At 38.0% G+C, this 17,253-nt stretch carries 15 protein-coding genes; all 15 read right to left on the bottom strand.

The window, feature by feature from the left end; genetic code table 11:
* Window positions 1–5: 5 nt before the first annotated feature.
* Complete coding sequence (locus SBH76_RS02180) at window positions 6–1,193, bottom strand: phosphopentomutase (protein ID WP_317976626.1); 1,188 nt, start codon at window positions 1,191–1,193, stop codon at window positions 6–8.
* Window positions 1,194–1,241: 48 nt separating this feature from the next.
* On the bottom strand, window positions 1,242–2,213 hold the full coding sequence (gene add, locus SBH76_RS02175) for an adenosine deaminase (RefSeq protein WP_317976625.1): 972 nt from the start codon (window positions 2,211–2,213) through the stop codon (window positions 1,242–1,244).
* Window positions 2,214–2,223: 10 nt separating this feature from the next.
* Window positions 2,224–2,880, bottom strand: a complete 657-nt coding sequence (gene deoC, locus SBH76_RS02170; RefSeq protein ID WP_317976624.1) for a deoxyribose-phosphate aldolase — start codon at window positions 2,878–2,880, stop codon at window positions 2,224–2,226.
* Between the two features lie 7 nt (window positions 2,881–2,887).
* On the bottom strand, window positions 2,888–3,823 hold the full coding sequence (locus SBH76_RS02165; RefSeq protein WP_314757591.1) for an ABC transporter permease: 936 nt from the start codon (window positions 3,821–3,823) through the stop codon (window positions 2,888–2,890).
* Window positions 3,823–4,890 carry an ABC transporter permease gene (locus SBH76_RS02160; RefSeq protein WP_290649458.1) on the bottom strand — a complete coding sequence of 356 codons (1,068 nt, stop codon included), beginning with the start codon at window positions 4,888–4,890 and terminating at the stop codon, window positions 3,823–3,825. Before SBH76_RS02160 ends, SBH76_RS02165 begins: the two co-directional genes overlap by 1 nt.
* Window positions 4,883–6,400: an ABC transporter ATP-binding protein gene (locus SBH76_RS02155; RefSeq protein ID WP_317976623.1), complete on the bottom strand. Its 1,518-nt coding sequence runs from the start codon at window positions 6,398–6,400 to the stop codon at window positions 4,883–4,885. Before SBH76_RS02155 ends, SBH76_RS02160 begins: the two co-directional genes overlap by 8 nt.
* Before the next feature lie 41 nt (window positions 6,401–6,441).
* Window positions 6,442–7,284 (bottom strand): YjjW family glycine radical enzyme activase, encoded by an 843-nt coding sequence (locus SBH76_RS02150; RefSeq protein WP_317976622.1) that lies wholly within the window; start codon window positions 7,282–7,284, stop codon window positions 6,442–6,444.
* The gene (locus SBH76_RS02145; RefSeq protein ID WP_317976621.1) at window positions 7,284–8,828 is read right to left on the bottom strand and encodes a YjjI family glycine radical enzyme; all 1,545 of its coding nucleotides are present in this window, start codon (window positions 8,826–8,828) and stop codon (window positions 7,284–7,286) included. The genes SBH76_RS02150 and SBH76_RS02145 overlap by 1 nt, the downstream gene beginning before the upstream one ends.
* Window positions 8,829–8,931: 103 nt before the next feature.
* Window positions 8,932–10,032: a BMP family lipoprotein gene (locus tag SBH76_RS02140; protein WP_317976620.1), complete on the bottom strand. Its 1,101-nt coding sequence runs from the start codon at window positions 10,030–10,032 to the stop codon at window positions 8,932–8,934.
* Between the two features lie 139 nt (window positions 10,033–10,171).
* Window positions 10,172–10,951, bottom strand: a complete 780-nt coding sequence (gene udp / locus SBH76_RS02135) for a uridine phosphorylase (RefSeq protein ID WP_084544485.1) — start codon at window positions 10,949–10,951, stop codon at window positions 10,172–10,174.
* Between the two features lie 121 nt (window positions 10,952–11,072).
* A complete protein-coding gene (locus tag SBH76_RS02130; protein WP_009664215.1) occupies window positions 11,073–12,686 on the bottom strand; it encodes a C40 family peptidase in 1,614 nt (537 codons plus the stop codon).
* Between the two features lie 20 nt (window positions 12,687–12,706).
* Window positions 12,707–13,585 carry a 16S rRNA (adenine(1518)-N(6)/adenine(1519)-N(6))-dimethyltransferase RsmA gene (gene rsmA, locus SBH76_RS02125; RefSeq protein WP_317976619.1) on the bottom strand — a complete coding sequence of 293 codons (879 nt, stop codon included), beginning with the start codon at window positions 13,583–13,585 and terminating at the stop codon, window positions 12,707–12,709.
* 42 nt (window positions 13,586–13,627) lie between these two features.
* A complete protein-coding gene (locus SBH76_RS02120) occupies window positions 13,628–14,413 on the bottom strand; it encodes a TatD family hydrolase (protein WP_290649472.1) in 786 nt (261 codons plus the stop codon).
* Window positions 14,414–14,445: 32 nt separating this feature from the next.
* Window positions 14,446–15,120 (bottom strand): TraX family protein, encoded by a 675-nt coding sequence (locus SBH76_RS02115; RefSeq protein WP_317976618.1) that lies wholly within the window; start codon window positions 15,118–15,120, stop codon window positions 14,446–14,448.
* 65 nt (window positions 15,121–15,185) lie between these two features.
* Window positions 15,186–17,156: a methionine--tRNA ligase gene (gene metG / locus SBH76_RS02110; RefSeq protein ID WP_317976617.1), complete on the bottom strand. Its 1,971-nt coding sequence runs from the start codon at window positions 17,154–17,156 to the stop codon at window positions 15,186–15,188.
* Window positions 17,157–17,253: the final 97 nt, after the last annotated feature.

The raw sequence follows: 17,253 nt of genomic DNA, 5'->3' as shown, positions 1-17,253 counted from the left end.
CTCCATTATAGCTTATCTAAAATACTGTAGCCTATTGTATTTTCAGGCATCTTCAGTCCGAAGTTGTCCACTATACTTGCACCGATTACTGCAAATGTATCGGTTGTATCAAGTAATTTTCCGCCGTCAAATTTCTTTGAATATGACATAAAGAATACGGCCTCTCTTGTGTGGTCTGTTCCAGTATGTGTAGGATCGTTTCCATGATCTGCAGTGAGTATTAAAAGATCGTCATCATTCATCTTTTCCATAAACTCACCAAGCTTAACATCAAACTTTTCAATTTCTTTTGCATATCCTATCGGATTTCTTCTATGCCCCCAAAGTGCATCAAAATCAACAAGATTTGTAAAGCAAAGGCCGGTAAAATCTTCCACAAGCATATCAATGGTCTGTTCCATACCATGCACACTTGAATCCGAATGATATGCCTTTGTAATTCCCTCTCCGACAAATATATCGTTTATCTTTCCGATAGAAATAACATCAAGTCCGGCATCCTTTAATACATTAAGAGCAGTCCTTCCAAAAGGTTTCAGGGCATAGTCATGTCTGTTTGAAGTTCTCTTAAATTCCCCTTTTTTCTTACCTACATAAGGTCTGGCAATTACTCTTCCTACCTTCCATTCATCCTTCATTGTAAGTTCTCTTGCAATCTCACAGCATCTGTATAAGTTTTGCAGGTCGAATGTCTCTTCATTTCCACAGATTTGAAGTACCGAATCGGCAGATGTATACACTATCATTGCTCCGGTATTTATCTCTTCTTCCGCAAGTTCTTCAAGTATCTCTGTACCTGAAGCTGACTTGTTACCGATTACTCTCTTACCGCATCTTTTTTCAAGCTCATCTATAAGCTCCTTAGGAAAGCCTGTATCAGTAAATGTTTGGAAAGGCTTTTCAATTCTGAGTCCCATCATTTCCCAATGACCTGTCATTGTATCCTTACCGTTACTCATCTCTTCCATTCTGAAAAATCTTCCAAGCGGTTTTTCCACTCCGGACTCTCCTTCTACAGGATGAAGATTATACATCCCCAGTTTTTTCAAATTTGGAATATCAAGTTTTCCATAGCTTTTTACTATATGTCCGAAAGTATCTGTATTTGCATCACCGAATCTTTCGGCATCGGGCATTGCACCGATTCCCAAAGAATCCAGTACAACCACAAAAACTCTTTTATATTTTCTCATAAATAAAACCTTCCGGTCATACAAACGTGTACACAAGCAGATATTCCCTTAATTTAATTCTTTTAAGAGCATATCTTTAATATTATCACTTGCAAATGATACTTCTATTGAATTTTTTATTCCCTGAATAATATCCGAATCGGATATCATATCTCTTTCCTGCAAGAATAATATCTCATTTGTAATACTTGTATTGCTGACCAATCTGTTGTCTGTATTGACGGTAGCAAGTATGCCCCTTTTTATGTAGTCTGAATATGGATGAATCTCATTTTTTCCTACCGCCTTTGTCTGATAATTACTTATCGGGCACATTTCTATACCAATACGTTTATCTTTAGCAAGTTTCAAAAGCCTTTCATCATTTCTCATAGCAATACCATGTCCGATTCTCTTTGCACCATATTCTATAGCGCCTTCTATATTGGACTTAGGTCCTGCCTCACCTGCATGAATAGTATAGTTCATACCCAAATCTGTTGCATATTTAAACAGATCTTTAAACTCTCCTATAGGATGATTTGCTTCATCTCCTGCCAAATCAAGTCCTGACACGCCGCTACCATAGTATTCTCTTGCAACCTTAAACATAGCCTTACTATCTTCAATATCATGATGTGTCATTGCACAGCATATGGCATTGCCATGAATATTAAAAAGATTGCTTCCTTCATTGATTCCTGCTATTACAGCTTCTATCACATCACCTGTCTTCAAACTGTCTGAAACAGACAAAAGAGGGGCAAATCTTATTTCAATATATCTTACGCCTTCTTTTGATGCCGACTTCATTACATCAACAGTAGCGGCCTTGATATTTTTGGCGGTGTTCATGGCTTCCAATGGAATATCAAATTTTTCAAGATATTCCACCAGACTGTTACAATCCATACTGACTGACAGCTCTTCCATGGTAAAAGTTCTTCCCAAAGCATTCTCTAAAAATGTCTTTGATAATGAACCGTCCAAATGGCAATGTAAGTCAAGTTTAGGTAATTTTAAAATATCTTCTCTATTCATATCTTAACCGTTATACATCATAAAAGGCTGATTCCACTATCTTTATAGTAGCACTTGTTCCAAGTCTGCTTGCACCTGCTTCAACCAATGCATTTGCAAACTCTTTATCATTTATTCCACCACTTGCTTTTACTCCCATGTCCTTACCTACAGTTTCTCTCATAAGCTTAATATCTTCCACTTTGGCACCTGCAGTAGAAAATCCTGTAGAAGTCTTTACAAAGTCGGCATTTGCCTCTTTTGAAAGCTCACATGCTTTAATCTTTTCTTCGTCAGTCAAAAGACAGGTCTCAATAATTACCTTTAAAAGAGCGTTTCCGCAAGCTTCCTTTACAGCCTTTATATCTTCCAGAACAACATCATAATCTTTATCTTTTAATGCACCGATATTTATAACCATATCTACTTCATCGGCACCGTCCATTACAGCAATCTTTGCTTCAAGCGCCTTTGCTCTTGTAGACATAGCTCCCAAAGGAAAGCCCACTACAGTGCATATTTTAACATCACTTCCGTGAAGAAGTTCGGCAACATAAGGAACATAGTATGAATTTACACATACAGAGCAAAAGCTGTAAGCCATTGCCTCTTCACATACTTTTTTTACATCTTCCTTTGTTGCATCAGCCTTTAAAATTGTGTGATCAAATAATTTTGTTGCTAACATAATCCCCCTATCTAGCCTTTAAGAAAGGCTTACCATTTGCAGCCGGTACTCTTGTACTTCCTACTACAAACACAAGTGCAAGAATTGTTACTACATATGGAATCATTGAAACTAAATTCGGTGAAACAGCATTACCTGCTCCAAGCAGTGCCTTTATACCGTTACAAAGTCCGAAAAGTAAACATGCCTTAAATGCTCCCTGCGGTTTAAACTTACCGAAGATTACCGCCGCAATCGCAATAAATCCCTGTCCTACTATTACCGCAGGTCTAAACTGACTTACAGTTGCAAGTGTAACGAATGCTCCTCCAAGTCCTGCAAGAAAGCCTGAAAGTATAACACAGATATATCTTGTCAGATATACATTAACTCCAAGAGTTGCGCAAGCCTGTGGATGCTCTCCGACAGCTCTTAAATGCATTCCGAACTTTGTTTTATAGAATACAAACCACACTACCAAAACCAATAAAAAGCTTAAATACGCCACTGAATAAGTGGAAAAAACATTATAGCCGAATGAACCTGACTTAAACACACCTTCAAACATTTTTGGAAGCTTTGCAGCTGTGTCAAGTGCCGGTGAATCGGATGAATTGTCAAATATCGCCTTACATAAAAATACAGCAAGTCCGGGTCCTATAAAGTTTATCGCGGTACCTGATATAGTCTGATCCGCTCCAAACTGTATACATGCAATTGCATGTATAACTCCAAGAAGAGCACCGCTAAGTCCGCCCACAAAAAATCCTAACCAACCGTTGCCGCTAAAATATGCCACACATGCACCCATGAATGCACCGATTGTCATCATACCTTCTATACCGATGTTTACCACACCGCTTCTCTCGGAAAAGCATGATCCGAGCGCCGCCAAAAGAAGAGGTGGTGTTGCTATCAATATTGCATTTATAAGAAGACCTAAATTCCTTATTAAAACGTCCATTATACCGCTCCCTTCTTTCCATGATTTAAGAATATATTTTTAAACAGGCTTGATATTGCTATAAACAGGATGATAATACCCATTATGATATCTACCACCTCTGCCGGAGCATTTACCAAAGAGAGTTTACCACCGCCGTATTTCATTGCGCCGTAGAATATTCCGGCAAAAATACATGCAATCGGATTTGATGAAGCTATAAGTGCTACTGTAATACCCTGAAAGCCGTATCCTTCCTGCCCTGAGAACTGTGAAATTCTTCCACTCATACCCATAAGCTGTACGGCACCTCCGATACCTGCCAATGCACCTGAAAATGCCATTGCCGTAAGGAATGATTTTCCTGTATCAATACCCGCATACTGTGCGGCAGTATTGCTGAAACCTACGGCTCTGAGCTTAAATCCCAGAGTTGTTCTGTTTATAATAAACCATACTATTACAGCAAATATTATTGCAAGAATAAAACCGTAGTTTGCAGCTGACGCGCCTGTAGCCGCTATAATTGATTTAGGAGCCAAAATTCTTGCTGTTGCCGCTATATCCTTTGTTGCCTCACCACCACCGTCTTTATGGATGATACTTAGATTTACAACAAAGTTTGATAAATAGAAAGCTATCCAGTTAAACATAATATAGGATAAAACTTCATTTACACCTTTTTTAATCTTCAAAACTCCTACTATTGCTCCCCAGATACCGCCTGCAAGCGCCGCACCTATAAAGCAAAGCGGAACATGAATAATTGCCGGAGCCTTCACAAGTATACCTAAAACGCAGGCTGTGAGTGATCCGACTACAAATTGTCCCTCCGCACCTATATTAAAAACACCCGTTTTAAATGAAAATGCTACGCTAAGCCCTGTAAATATAAGCGGTGCCGCATAAATCAAACACCAGACCATAAATTTGGGCTTACCGAAAACACCGTTAAACAGCTGTTTATACGCGTCCAAAGGATTGATTTTTGCAATACTTAAAAGTATTGCACCTACAACAAAGCCTATGACTATTGATATAAGAGTATAAAAAGCATTGCTTGAAAGTATATTATTTTTCCTACTCATCCTTTTTTCCTCCTGCCATCAAAAGTCCAAGCTCTTTCTCATCGGCATCCTCGCCAAGAACCTCTCCTGTTATCTGTCCGTCAAAAATTACCTCTATTCTGTCTGAAAGATTCATTATCTCATCAAGCTCGAAAGATACCAGCAATACCGCCTTATCTTTATTTCTTTGTTCAACCAGGTATCTGTGAACAAACTCAATAGCTCCTACATCCAGACCTCTGGTAGGGTTTACCGCAATCAAAAGATCCGAGTCGTTTGTAACCTCTCTCGCAATTATAACCTTTTGCTGATTTCCTCCTGATAATGTCTTTGCAGCTTTTTTCGCACTGTCATTCGGTCTTATATCAAACTTTTCTATAAGTTTTTTTGCATGTGCTTCTATATTTTTATCATTTAATATTCCGCTCTTTGAAAAAGGCTCTTTTTCAAAGTTTTGCAAAATAAGATTTTCCGCAACTGTGAAATCCAGTACAAGGCCATGCTTTTGTCTGTCTTCAGGTATACTTGTAATACCCATTTCAAAACTCCGTCTTGGTGTAACATTAAAAGCATCTTTTCCAAGTATGCTTACACTACCCGACTCGGCTTTTTTAAGCCCTGTAAGTATCTCTACAAGCTCAGACTGTCCGTTGCCGTCTACACCGGCAATACCGACTATCTCACCTCTTCTTACATTAAGGCTTAAAGACTTAAGAATATCTACCTTTCTATAGTCTTTTGCACAGAGATCTTTAACTTCAAGAACTACTTCTCCGGGCTCTCTCTTTTCTTTTTCAACAGTAAATGAGACATCTCTTCCTACCATCATGGCAGCAAGCTCACTTTCACTTGTTGCTTTTACATCAACAGTATCTATATATTTTCCATGTCTGATAATAGTACAGGAATCCGCACAAGCCTTTATTTCCTTTAACTTATGTGTGATAAGAATTACAGATTTGCCGTCTTTTGTAAGACTCTTTATTATATCCATAAGCTCAACTATCTCTTGTGGAGTAAGTGAAGCTGTCGGCTCGTCAAGTATTAAAGTGTTTGCACCTCTGTACAAAACTTTTATTATCTCTACTCTTTGTTGCATACCTACGGAAATATCTTCTATCTTGGCATCGGGGTCTACCGACAATCCGTATTTCTTTGACAGTTCTACAATCTTTTCTCTTGACTTTTTCAAATCCAAAACAACGCCCTTTGTATCTTCCATACCAAGTGCAATATTTTCGGTAACTGTAAAAGGAGGTATCAACATGAAGTGCTGGTGTACCATTCCTATTCCCAAATCAATTGCCTTTTGTGGAGTACCTATAGCGGTTTCTTTTCCGTCAATGAATATTTTTCCTGATGTAGGATGGTATAAACCGTATAAAATATTCATAAGTGTAGATTTTCCGGCACCGTTCTCACCTAAAATGGCATGAACTTCTCCTTTTTTTACAGTTAGATTGATACCGTCATTAGCAACAAAGTCGCCGAATTTCTTGACTATATCCTGCATCTTGACAGCTACGTCCATTTTCCCTCCTTGTCATATAAAAGCTTTTGATACTGATTTTGCTATATAATTACAATATCCTTAAAGCCGTTTTTTTGTGCTGTTTCTTTAGCCTCATTCATCTCTTCTTCAGTCGGCATTCTATAATTTCTGTATTCTTTTCTTACACCGTTCTCTCTATATGAAATAAGCTTATATCTTATATCTGACTTTACCAGGAAAGGAGCCAAAGCCGCAGATGTATCAAATACAGTTTTTCTAAAGTCAAATAATTCAGGTACTATTACAGTTCTTACTTCAAAGAGTTTACCTACCGATGCCAAAAACAACGCATTTTTTAACACGATATCATTTTTTACATCGGTTACATTTATATGTTCCTGTCTGTCATATGCCTTTATATCAAGCATTACTCCGTCGGTAACTTCCAAAAGTTTTGTATGTTTTTCAAAATCCACACTTCCGTTGCTGTCTATCAATGTACCCAGTTTTTTTTCTTTACAAAGCGTAAAAACTTCTCTCATAAAATCAGGATACAACATACATTCTCCGCCTGAAAATGTTATTCCTCTTATAAAAGGAACATTCTCACATATCTTTTCAAATGTCTGCTCTGAAGTAAGTCTTACAATTCTCGGTGTAGCACCATGTTTACAAATATTTATACAGGTATCACAACCTATACATTTTTCAGGATAAAATACAACCTTACCGTTTTCATTTTTTAAAGCAGCGCTTGGGCAGGGCTCTACACAGTCCATGCAATTAATGCAATGGTTTCTGGTTTCCGGATTGTGACAATATTTGCAATTGAAATTACAACCTTGCAAAAATATCGCAGTCCTGTTTCCCGGTCCGTCCACGCTGCTAAACGGTATTATCTTATTGATATCGGCACTGTACACTAACGTACTTTCCTCTCCAATATCTTACAATTGTGTTTTGCTCCCATTCCGAGAGCTGTAGTATCCTGAAGTACACTCTGACCCTTTTCAAGCTTATTTATTTCCGATTTTTTTACAAGATATCCTGTAATTCTTATTACATCCGAATCTGATGAATAGAATGAAAGATATCTGATATCTTCTTTCATCGCACCCTTTATAATATCAAGTACATATTCATGATTTTTATGTACTGTAAGGTCGATAGGGAAAATATCTCCTGTACCTGATGGGAAGTACTTGTGGAATTTCTTGCAATGCTTCAGATGCTCTATAAGATCTTCAGGCTCCTCACCTATCGGAATTCTTGTTCCCGGTGATACATTTACATCTGTAGCGATTCCTACCTGTGCATGTAAGAGGAAATGACAATCCGATACTTCACAGTATTTATTGAAATGGTTTTTATTAAACTCATCTATAATATCCATTATTTCCACAGCCAGCTTATCCGCAACTTCACTGTGTCCGTATCTTCCTTCAACTCCTTCTTTCTCAAGAAGAATATTTACAGCCTCTGCAAGACCTACCATACCGAACATTGCCGAGAATCTCTCTCTTTTTATAAAGCCTTCTTTCGCAAGGAAATTGTTTTCAAAGAATCCGCTCTCTTCAACTTCAAACTTGATTCTTGCATCCATATATCTTGCCATAATATCCATTACATAAGGCAAAGTATTTGTCTTGAAATCCTCTATATTCTTTGCTCTTTTTGCAATATTCTTTATAATCAATCTTGAAAGAGTATATGCACCTCCGCCAAGAGGCAGGCCGTTATAGCAACTTGCAATAACATATCTTTCACCGAACTCACTTGTAAACATTTTATGGTTTGCAAATGAAGGCTTTGCACTGTGAAGGGCTGTATTTATTCCCATAAGAGCAAACTCATCACTTGTAACCTCAGGATCATACTTAAGGGTGATATTTGGTACCGCCTGCTCAAGCTCGGCCTCAACTTCAAGTATCAACCTACCTGCCAAAGTATCCTTAGGACCTATATTTGCATGTGAAAATGAATCCAAAATAGTTCTGTCCATATTGATAAAGAAAAGCTTTATCATCTTTTTTGCCAAATCTCTGTCCACATCGTGTACAAAAGGCTCCAGCAATTCATCAAGTTGTCCCACATATACCGGGAAATTTGTTACACTCGGTACATGACGATAGAAAATCAATAATGAATTCAAAGCTTCGTAAAGATCCTTCGGCGGATCAAGCTGAAGGAACTTACTTCCTTCCTTCATAAACTTTGCATAATCAGGTATTATGTATCTGGGTCTCATAGGAGCATGTCCTTCAAACAGATCGCATATACATTGGCTTTCTATATCGGCATCAAGTAACTCGTCAAGTCCCTCCGGCTTATCCAAAACTTCAAGTAATGAATCAGCATGGTTTGCCATAGTAGCCACTTTCTGCTCATGTGTGAGGCTTGCAGTCTTTACAGTCTCAAGCATTCTCTCTCTTATTTCGTTTACCTTATCTAAACTGATATCTCTCATATTTCTCCATTCTATAAGGGTATCCCCTTAAATATACCTACGAAATTCGTAGATATGTTTAAGGGGGCAGCATTTTGCTGCCCTTTAAAAATAAACAGATTAATTAATCCAATTCGTAGATATCACCATACTTGGCTTCAAAATCAGCCTTGTTGTTTGGAACCTTTATTTCTCCTGCTATAATCTTTGCCTTAACATCTTCAACTTCCTTAAGAAGCTCTTCAGGAAGATTGTCTGTTGTAGGTGCTATATCAACACCGCCGTCCTTTAATGTATAAGTCTTAACTCCGGCCTTATATTCACCGTCAAGTACAGCCTTTGCCTCATCATATACTGCATTATCAACTCTCTTCATAGCTGATGTAAGGATTGTCTTCGGAGCAACCTTTGACTGGTCAGAGTCAACACCGATAGCCCAGATACCTGCTTCCTTAGCCGCATCTATAACACCGAGTCCTGTACCGCCTGCCGCATGGAAAATAACGTCCGCATTATTTGCAACCATGTTGTTTGCAGCTGTCTTACCTGCACCTGTATCTGCAAAGCTGTTTACATTGTTCTGTAAAATATTTGCATCAGGATTTGCATCCTTAACACCTGCAAGATATCCGTATCCGAACTCGTTCATAACATCTGTTGCCATACCGATAACGATACCTGTAGTATTTGTCTTTGTTGTCTTTCCTGCAATATATCCAACAAGATATGATGCCTGTGCCTGCTCAAACATAAGGCATGCAACATTGTCAAGCTCGATTGATGCATCGTCTACAATTGCAAATTTCTTATCAGGATTTGCTTCAGCCTCTGTTCTGAGAGCATCTGCCAACTGGTATCCGATACAGATAATAAGATCATAGTCATCATCAACCAATGTTTCGATATTTGGAATATAATCGGCATCTGTCTTTGACTCAAGATACTTTGCCTGAATTCCAAGCTCCTTTTGTGCTCTCTGAAGGCCTTCCCATGCAGACTGGTTAAATGATCCGTCATTTACACCGCCGACGTCCGTTACCATACCGATTTTTAAATCTGTAGATGCCTTCTTCTCTTCGGCTGAAGTACTTTCACCACCGTCCTTACTCTCCTGCGCCTTCTCAGTGCTCTCAGCCTTTGTGCTTTCGGTTGAACCTGAAGAACAAGCTACAAGTGAAAGTCCCATAAGTGCCGCCATACCGATAGCCAATAATCTTTTTTTCATTTTTTCCTCCTTAAAAACGAATATAAATATTATATTTGAATAACATTTTAAGTATATATCATAAATTATTTGTAATCAAGTTGTTATATTTAAATATAATATTAAATAGATTTAATCTCTAAATAACTCAGTATTTTTATTATTTTAACTGTTCTTTTTTTATAAGTATTCTGATAGCTTCAACAGCCGTCTCAATAGCTTTACTTGTATCATGTACCTGCTCATTGCTAAGGCCGGCCTTTGCTCTCTCCTGATTTGCAATTGCCAAAAATATCGATCCGACCTTTACGCCAAGATATGATGCCACTGTAAACAATGCCGCAGACTCCATCTCTGAAGCCAATGTACCAAGCCTAAGCCAAGCCTCCCATTTATTTACAAGTTCATAGCTTACAGGCTTATTTTCAGGTTCATGTTGACCGTAGAATGCGTCCTTACACTGAACAACTCCTATATGTGACTTGTATTTCAGTTTGTCGGCCGCTTCTTTTAATGCGGTAATTATATCAAAATCAGCCACTGCCGGAAATTCTATAGGGGCATACTCTTTACTGGTACCTTCCATTCTTATAGCTCCGTTAGCTATTACCAAATCACCACCGCATACATCAAGCTTCATTCCGCCGCAGGTTCCGACTCTTATAAATGTATCTGCACCGCATCTTACAAGCTCTTCAAGTGCTATAGCCGATGAAGGTCCTCCGATACCTGTTGAAGTTACGGAAACCTTTACACCGTCCAGATAACCGGTATATGTTACATACTCTCTGCTGTCCGCCACAAGTTTTGCATCATCAAAATATGCGGCAATCTTTTCACATCTTTTCGGATCTCCCGGAAGTATTACATACTTTCCCACATCACCCTTGCCGACGCCAATATGATATTGAACGCCGGCACCTTCGGTATAATCAATCATCTACTTGTTCCTTTCAATGTTTTATAAAAATATTATATATTTAGAGTGATTTTTTTACAATCAAAAATAATCAACATAAAAAAGCCTATATCCGAGACAGATATAGACTTTATTTTAAATATTAGAATATTCTCCAGGCAACTATAAAGTTATTTCTCCACCAGCTTGACATGCTGCTTCTCTTTACTCTACCTCTTGAAGATGAAGCATCTATTATCTCACCGCCTCCGGCAGCTATACCGACATGTCCTGAAACTACTACGATATCTCCTGCCTGTATATCTGAGAATGAACTTATTCTTGTATATCTTCCCGGATTTCTCCATCCCGAAGATGTAATATATGACTGTCCTACTCCCATCTGCTTAAGAACCCAGTATACAAATCCCGAGCAGTCAAATGAGTTTGATCCCTTTGCTCCCCATACATACGGACTTCCGATTTTTGATGAAGCAATGCTGATCATACTTCCTACACTGCCTGAGTATGAACCTCCGCCTCCTGAGCTTCCTCCACTTGATTTTTTGTCCGACTTTCCAACATTTGAAGAATCATTTCTTGAAGGTCCGTTTGTATTTCCCGAACTCAACTTGGCAAATGTCTGTGCTCCTGCTCTACCGTCTGCAGAAAGTCCGTTATTGCTTTGGAATCTCTTTAATGCAGATTCTGTAAGCTCTCCGAAATATCCTGTAGCATTCGATTCATTTAAATATCCCGCCTTTGCAAGAAGACTTTGAAGTCTTGCAACCTGCTCATTTTCATCACCGAGGACGAGACCGTTTGCCTTTGCTTCACTTGAAAGTATAACAGCTCTTGTAGAAGGCCCGAGGTACCCGTCCACTACAAGGTCATTCTTTGACTGGAATACTCTTACGGCAAGCTCCGTGTCGTTACCATATGTACCGTCAGGTCTTGTAGTAAGATAACCCAGCTCAAACAGTCTGTTTTGAATATTTTGTACCACCTCACTATGCTCTCCAAGCGAAAGTGTATTTGCCTTTATCTCATCCGAATATAAGAGGTTCATGGTCTCGCTTCCGACCTTACCGTCCTCACTTAAAGAGTTTACCTGCTGGAGTTTTAATGCGGCTTCCTGAGTTTTCTCATCATATGTACCTGTAATCATATCTGCCGAAGCCAGATATCCAAGTTCATACAGACGATTCTGTATTCTTTTTACATCCTCACCTACATCACCGAGCTTAGCCGCATAATGCTTTGCATTCTCGTCCATCAAAAGAGGTAATGTTGAAGGTCCGATAATACCGTCCTGTGCAAGACCGTTTTGTCTTTGGAAAATCATTACGGCCGCTTTTGTAACCTCACCGAAGTAATTTGTAGGCTCATCATTGTCCATAAAGCCAAGCTGCATAAGTCTTTCCTGTACCTTTTCTATATATGAGTGCTGTACACCCTCTTCCAAAAGTTCAGGTCTCGGCTCCTCCGTTTCCACTTCAATACCAAGTGAAGGAAATTCATTTCCGGCCTTCTCCATAGGCATTACCTGTGCCGCAGCAACCGGGGCCGCTGTAGTTGAGCTCTCAACAGAAGCAGTTGTTTCGGTTACAACACTTCTTGCACTCTTCCCGGACATAGACACACCTATAATTGCCGCCAAAGCAACTATACCTATGACTCCTCCGGCCATTATCTTTTTACTTTTATCCATGTCCTGTATAGTTTCTACTCTATCTTTTACACTTCGTAAAAATTCATTCTTTTTTTTCTTGCTCATCTTCTCTTCCTTGTCAAAATTTATATGCTCTCTTTTAAATATCCTGCCAATTTTGCAAACTCCTCTAAAGTAAGAGCTTCACCTCTTATCTTTTCAGACTTTCCAAGCAATGACAAAGCGTGAATTATCTTCTCTTTTGAAAAATTAAGACCTTCAAAATTACCGAGTGAGTTTACCAAAGTCTTTCTTCTTTGATTAAATCCGGCACGAATAATTTGAAACATCAATTTTTCATCAACTGCCTTGATAGGTTTTTCTTTATAAATATCCAAACGTATAACACTTGAGCCGACCTTAGGCCTTGGAATAAAGCAATTAGGCGGAACAAATGCTACGATATACGGATCCGAGTAATACTGTACAGCCAAAGACAATGCTCCGTAATCTTTGCTTCCGGGCAATGCCTGTATTCTGTCAGCAACCTCCTTTTGTATCATGACTGTAATACTGTCAATATGAATATGTGACTCAAGTACATTCATAATTATAGGAGTGGTAATATAGTACGGCAAATTTGCAACAATTCTTATATTCTCAAAGTCACCGTATTTTTGCCTACACTCCTCAATCAGCTTTTCCAAATCAACTTTTAGAAAATCAGCATTTATTATACTTATATTTTCGTAATTTGCCAATGTTTCATTTAATATCGGCAATAAATTTTTATCAATTTCAATAGCAACAACCGCCTTTGCGGCAGTTGCAAGGTATTGTGTCAACGCACCTATTCCGGGACCTATTTCAATAGCCAAATCATTTTTACCAAGTCCAGATGCCTGACATATTTTATCTAAAACATGTGTATCTATCAAAAAATTTTGTCCGAATTTCTTTTGAAAGTTGAAATCGTATTTTTTGATTATTTCTATAGTATTTGCCGGATTAGCAATATTTGTCATTTTAATCTCCATCTCACTCTATGTGAGTATAATGAAAACTCATTATTTCATCTTAGGATACAATCTTTTTGCATTCTCAAAAGACTTCTCTATAATAAAATCTTTTGATACTCCCTTTATCTCACTTAATTTATCTATAATGTAAGTCAAATTCAATGAAGAATTTCTCTTCCCTCTGTTAGGTACAGGGGATAAATACGGACAGTCGGTTTCAAGCACAAAATCTTCAAAAGAAATCTCTTCTACAGTTTCCTCAAGCTTTTTTGCATTTTTAAATGTAACCACACCGCCAATGCCCAGTACATATCCGAGTTTTATAAATTCTCGGGCCATTTCTTTGCTATAAGAATAGCAATGTATAACTCCCTTGACTCCTTCAAATTCCTTCAAGATATCAAGAGTGTCTTTTGCGGCATCTCTTGAATGTATAACTACAGGCAAATCACACCTCTTTGCCAAGTCAAGCTGTGCTCTGAAGCACTTTTTTTGTATCTCTTTATCCGGCTCATCATAGTAATAGTCAAGTCCTATTTCTCCGATAGCCACTACCTTCTCATCAAAAGACATTTCTTCAAGTAAAGAAATATTTTTATCTGAGATTTCTTCTGCACAAGACGGGTGAATTCCCACTACAGCATAAACAAAAGGATATTCCTTTGCCAATGCGATACTGTTTCTTGAACTTTCCATTGAAGCACCGATATTTACAACTCTCTTTATACCTTTAGCTTCAAAGCTTTTTAAAAGTTCGTCCCTGTCTTCTTCAAATGCTTCATCATCATAATGAGCATGTGTATCTATTATATATAAATCTTCTTTTTTGTCCATGTAATATTTTCTTAAAATTTATGTAATATTTTTTATCGCAAAATATTCTTAATTAAAACCAAAGCCAACAAATGTACAGGATAAAAGAAGTAGAATAAGTATTTTAAACTCTTTCCCTTCTCACCATTGTACATATTTATCGGTATAAGACTAAGTAGTGCCGGCGGTTCAAACGAAAAAATAATTGCCGTAGCAATATTTTTATATACCGCTCTTTCTCTGAATAAATACATACATCCTACAGCCAAAGGTCCGATATACTCATAATCGGACTTTATAAGCCATGCCGTAAAACATCCTATACCTACAAAAATCACACTGAAATCCGGATATTTTTTTATCCCGCAAAGCATGATAACACATATAAGCAATGACCACATTACATTTTGATGCTGCATATTAACAAAACCGCCCCAAAATGCCATATCAAACGGTACTTCTGAAAGTATCGCAAATAATGTAAGTCTGATTATATATTTTTTTATGTTTTTTGTGTGAACAAATCCTTCAACCAGTAAGAACAGGTATATAGGAAAGGCTACACGTCCTATCATCCTTGAAATATAGTACATTCTCATGGAAATGCCTATATTAAACATTAAGAATATCAATCCGCTTGCTCCTATATGATCTATAAGCATTGTAACCATTGCTATATACTTCAGTACCGCTGAAGAAAAAAACTTTATTTTTATTTTTTCCAACACATTCACCTTTATGCGCTTTTAAAAATCGGGGAATGCAAAGAAAAGCATTCCCCACACAATAATATTTATGCTATTTCAGAACCTGTCTTTATATTCTTCTCAGGTGATACCAAAACCGCATTTCCGGCATCATCCTCAGCCATAAGTATCATACCCTGACTCTCAAGTCCTGCAATATTTCTCGGTGCAAGATTTGTAACAACAAGCACTTGCTTTCCTACCATATCCTTTGCAGAATACCACTGCTTGATACCGCTTAGAATCTGTCTTGTTGTACTTCCTATCTGTACCTGTGAGCATAGAAGTTTCTTTGACTTAGGAACTTCTTCACATTTTATAACCTGTCCTACCTGTATCTGAAGCTTTGCAAAGTCATCATACTCTATAGTATCCTTTGCCTTTACATCAACACCCTCTACCTCAGGCTCTTTCTTTTCAGTATTTCCGCCGAGATTTAAAGCCTCTACCTGCTTTAACACTTCCTCAAGATCAAGTCTCTTAAATAATATTTCAGGCTCTTTTACAACCTTCGTTCCACTCATAAGAAGTCCGAATTTATTCATATCTTCAAGGCTTCTCTTATTTGTTCCGAACATGTCAAGTATCTTTTCGGATGTCTCAGGCATGAAACTGTAAAGTAATGAAGCACCGATGGAAATTGACTCTGCCAAATTGTATAAAACAGTCTGAAGTCTGGCCTTTTTATCCTCTTCTTTTGCAAGAATCCAAGGTGTAGTCTCATCAATGTACTTGTTACATCTCTTAAACAGTGTCCATATCTCCGTGATGGCATCCGCCACACGAAGTTCAGACATCTTCTTTTCAACCTTTTCAACAGACATAAGCACCACATCTTTTAAATCGGTATCCGTTTCTGTTGAACCTGCAACGCTCTCATCTTTTGCATCGGTCAAAACTCCGTCAAAATACTTGTTTGTCATTGATATTGTTCTGCTTACAAGATTTCCAAGTACATTTGCAAGGTCTGAATTGAACCTTTCCACCATCAAATCCCAGCTTATAACACCGTCATTATCAAAAGGCATCTCATGTAATACAAAGTATCTCACAGCATCAACTCCGAAGAAATCAACTAAAGTATCCGCATAAAGAACATTACCCTTTGATTTACTCATCTTGCCTTCACCCTGTAAAAGCCATGGATGACCGAAGACCTGCTTTGGAAGCGGTAAATCAAGTGCCATTAAGAATATAGGCCAGTATATTGTATGGAATCTTATAATATCCTTACCTATAAGATGAAGATCTGCAGGCCAGAACTTTTTAAATCTCTCACTGCTGTTTCCGTCTACATCATATCCGATACCTGTGATATAGTTTGAAAGTGCATCAAGCCATACATAAGTAACATGCTTAGGATCGAAATCTACCGGAATTCCCCATGTAAAGCTTGTTCTGCTGACACAAAGATCCTGAAGTCCCGGTAAAAGGAAGTTATTCATCATCTCATTTTTTCTTGAAACAGGCTGTATGAACTCAGGATGCTCATTGATATGTTTAATAAGTCTGTCCGCATACTTACTCATCTTAAAGAAGTATGCTTCCTCTTTTGCAGGATATACCTCACCGCCGCAATCAGGACATTTTCCGTCAACAAGCTGGGAATCTGTAAAGAATGACTCACAGGCAGTACAATACATGCCCTCGTAGAATCCCTTATATATATCGCCCTGATCATAGAATTTTTTGAAAATCTTTTGAACCTGCTTTTTATGGTCTTCATCTGTAGTTCTGATAAACTTGTCATATGATGTATTCATCATATCCCAGATCTTTCTGATCTGTCCTGCCGCATTGTCTACATACTCCTTTGGAGTAATACCTGCATCCTTTGCCTTATTCTCTATTTTTTGACCGTGCTCATCTGTTCCTGTCTGAAAGAAAACCTCAAGTCCTTCTTCTCTTCTGAATCTTGCTATTGCATCAGCCAATATTATCTCATATGTGTTTCCGATATGTGGCTTTCCTGAAGCATAGGCAATAGCCGTTGTTATATAATATGGTTTCTTACTCATTTGTCATTCCGCCTTCTTACAATTTCTATTATATCTAAAATATGAAGAATAAAATCCTCCATCAATATTGATATCCGTATTTATTACCGATATACTT

It is taken from the genome of Lachnoanaerobaculum sanguinis (assembly GCF_033242365.1).
In the GTDB taxonomy this organism is placed as follows: domain Bacteria; phylum Bacillota; class Clostridia; order Lachnospirales; family Lachnospiraceae; genus Lachnoanaerobaculum; species Lachnoanaerobaculum sanguinis.
Note: the sequence above shows the minus strand (reverse complement) of the source record. Positions and strands in the feature narration are given on the sequence as shown.

What these genes read in the sequence shown, in the direction of transcription:
- SBH76_RS02180 (WP_317976626.1), bottom strand. Translation starts at nt 1,193, where the DNA reads ATGAGAAAATATAAAAGAGTTTTTGTGGTTGTACTGGATTCTTTGGGA.
- add (WP_317976625.1), bottom strand. Translation starts at nt 2,213, where the DNA reads ATGAATAGAGAAGATATTTTAAAATTACCTAAACTTGACTTACATTGC.
- deoC (WP_317976624.1), bottom strand. Translation starts at nt 2,880, where the DNA reads ATGTTAGCAACAAAATTATTTGATCACACAATTTTAAAGGCTGATGCA.
- SBH76_RS02165 (WP_314757591.1), bottom strand. Translation starts at nt 3,823, where the DNA reads ATGGACGTTTTAATAAGGAATTTAGGTCTTCTTATAAATGCAATATTG.
- SBH76_RS02160 (WP_290649458.1), bottom strand. Translation starts at nt 4,890, where the DNA reads ATGAGTAGGAAAAATAATATACTTTCAAGCAATGCTTTTTATACTCTT.
- SBH76_RS02155 (WP_317976623.1), bottom strand. Translation starts at nt 6,400, where the DNA reads ATGGACGTAGCTGTCAAGATGCAGGATATAGTCAAGAAATTCGGCGAC.
- SBH76_RS02145 (WP_317976621.1), bottom strand. Translation starts at nt 8,828, where the DNA reads ATGAGAGATATCAGTTTAGATAAGGTAAACGAAATAAGAGAGAGAATG.
- SBH76_RS02140 (WP_317976620.1), bottom strand. Translation starts at nt 10,032, where the DNA reads ATGAAAAAAAGATTATTGGCTATCGGTATGGCGGCACTTATGGGACTT.
- udp (WP_084544485.1), bottom strand. Translation starts at nt 10,951, where the DNA reads ATGATTGATTATACCGAAGGTGCCGGCGTTCAATATCATATTGGCGTC.
- SBH76_RS02130 (WP_009664215.1), bottom strand. Translation starts at nt 12,686, where the DNA reads ATGAGCAAGAAAAAAAAGAATGAATTTTTACGAAGTGTAAAAGATAGA.
- rsmA (WP_317976619.1), bottom strand. Translation starts at nt 13,585, where the DNA reads ATGACAAATATTGCTAATCCGGCAAATACTATAGAAATAATCAAAAAA.
- SBH76_RS02120 (WP_290649472.1), bottom strand. Translation starts at nt 14,413, where the DNA reads ATGGACAAAAAAGAAGATTTATATATAATAGATACACATGCTCATTAT.
- metG (WP_317976617.1), bottom strand. Translation starts at nt 17,156, where the DNA reads ATGAGTAAGAAACCATATTATATAACAACGGCTATTGCCTATGCTTCA.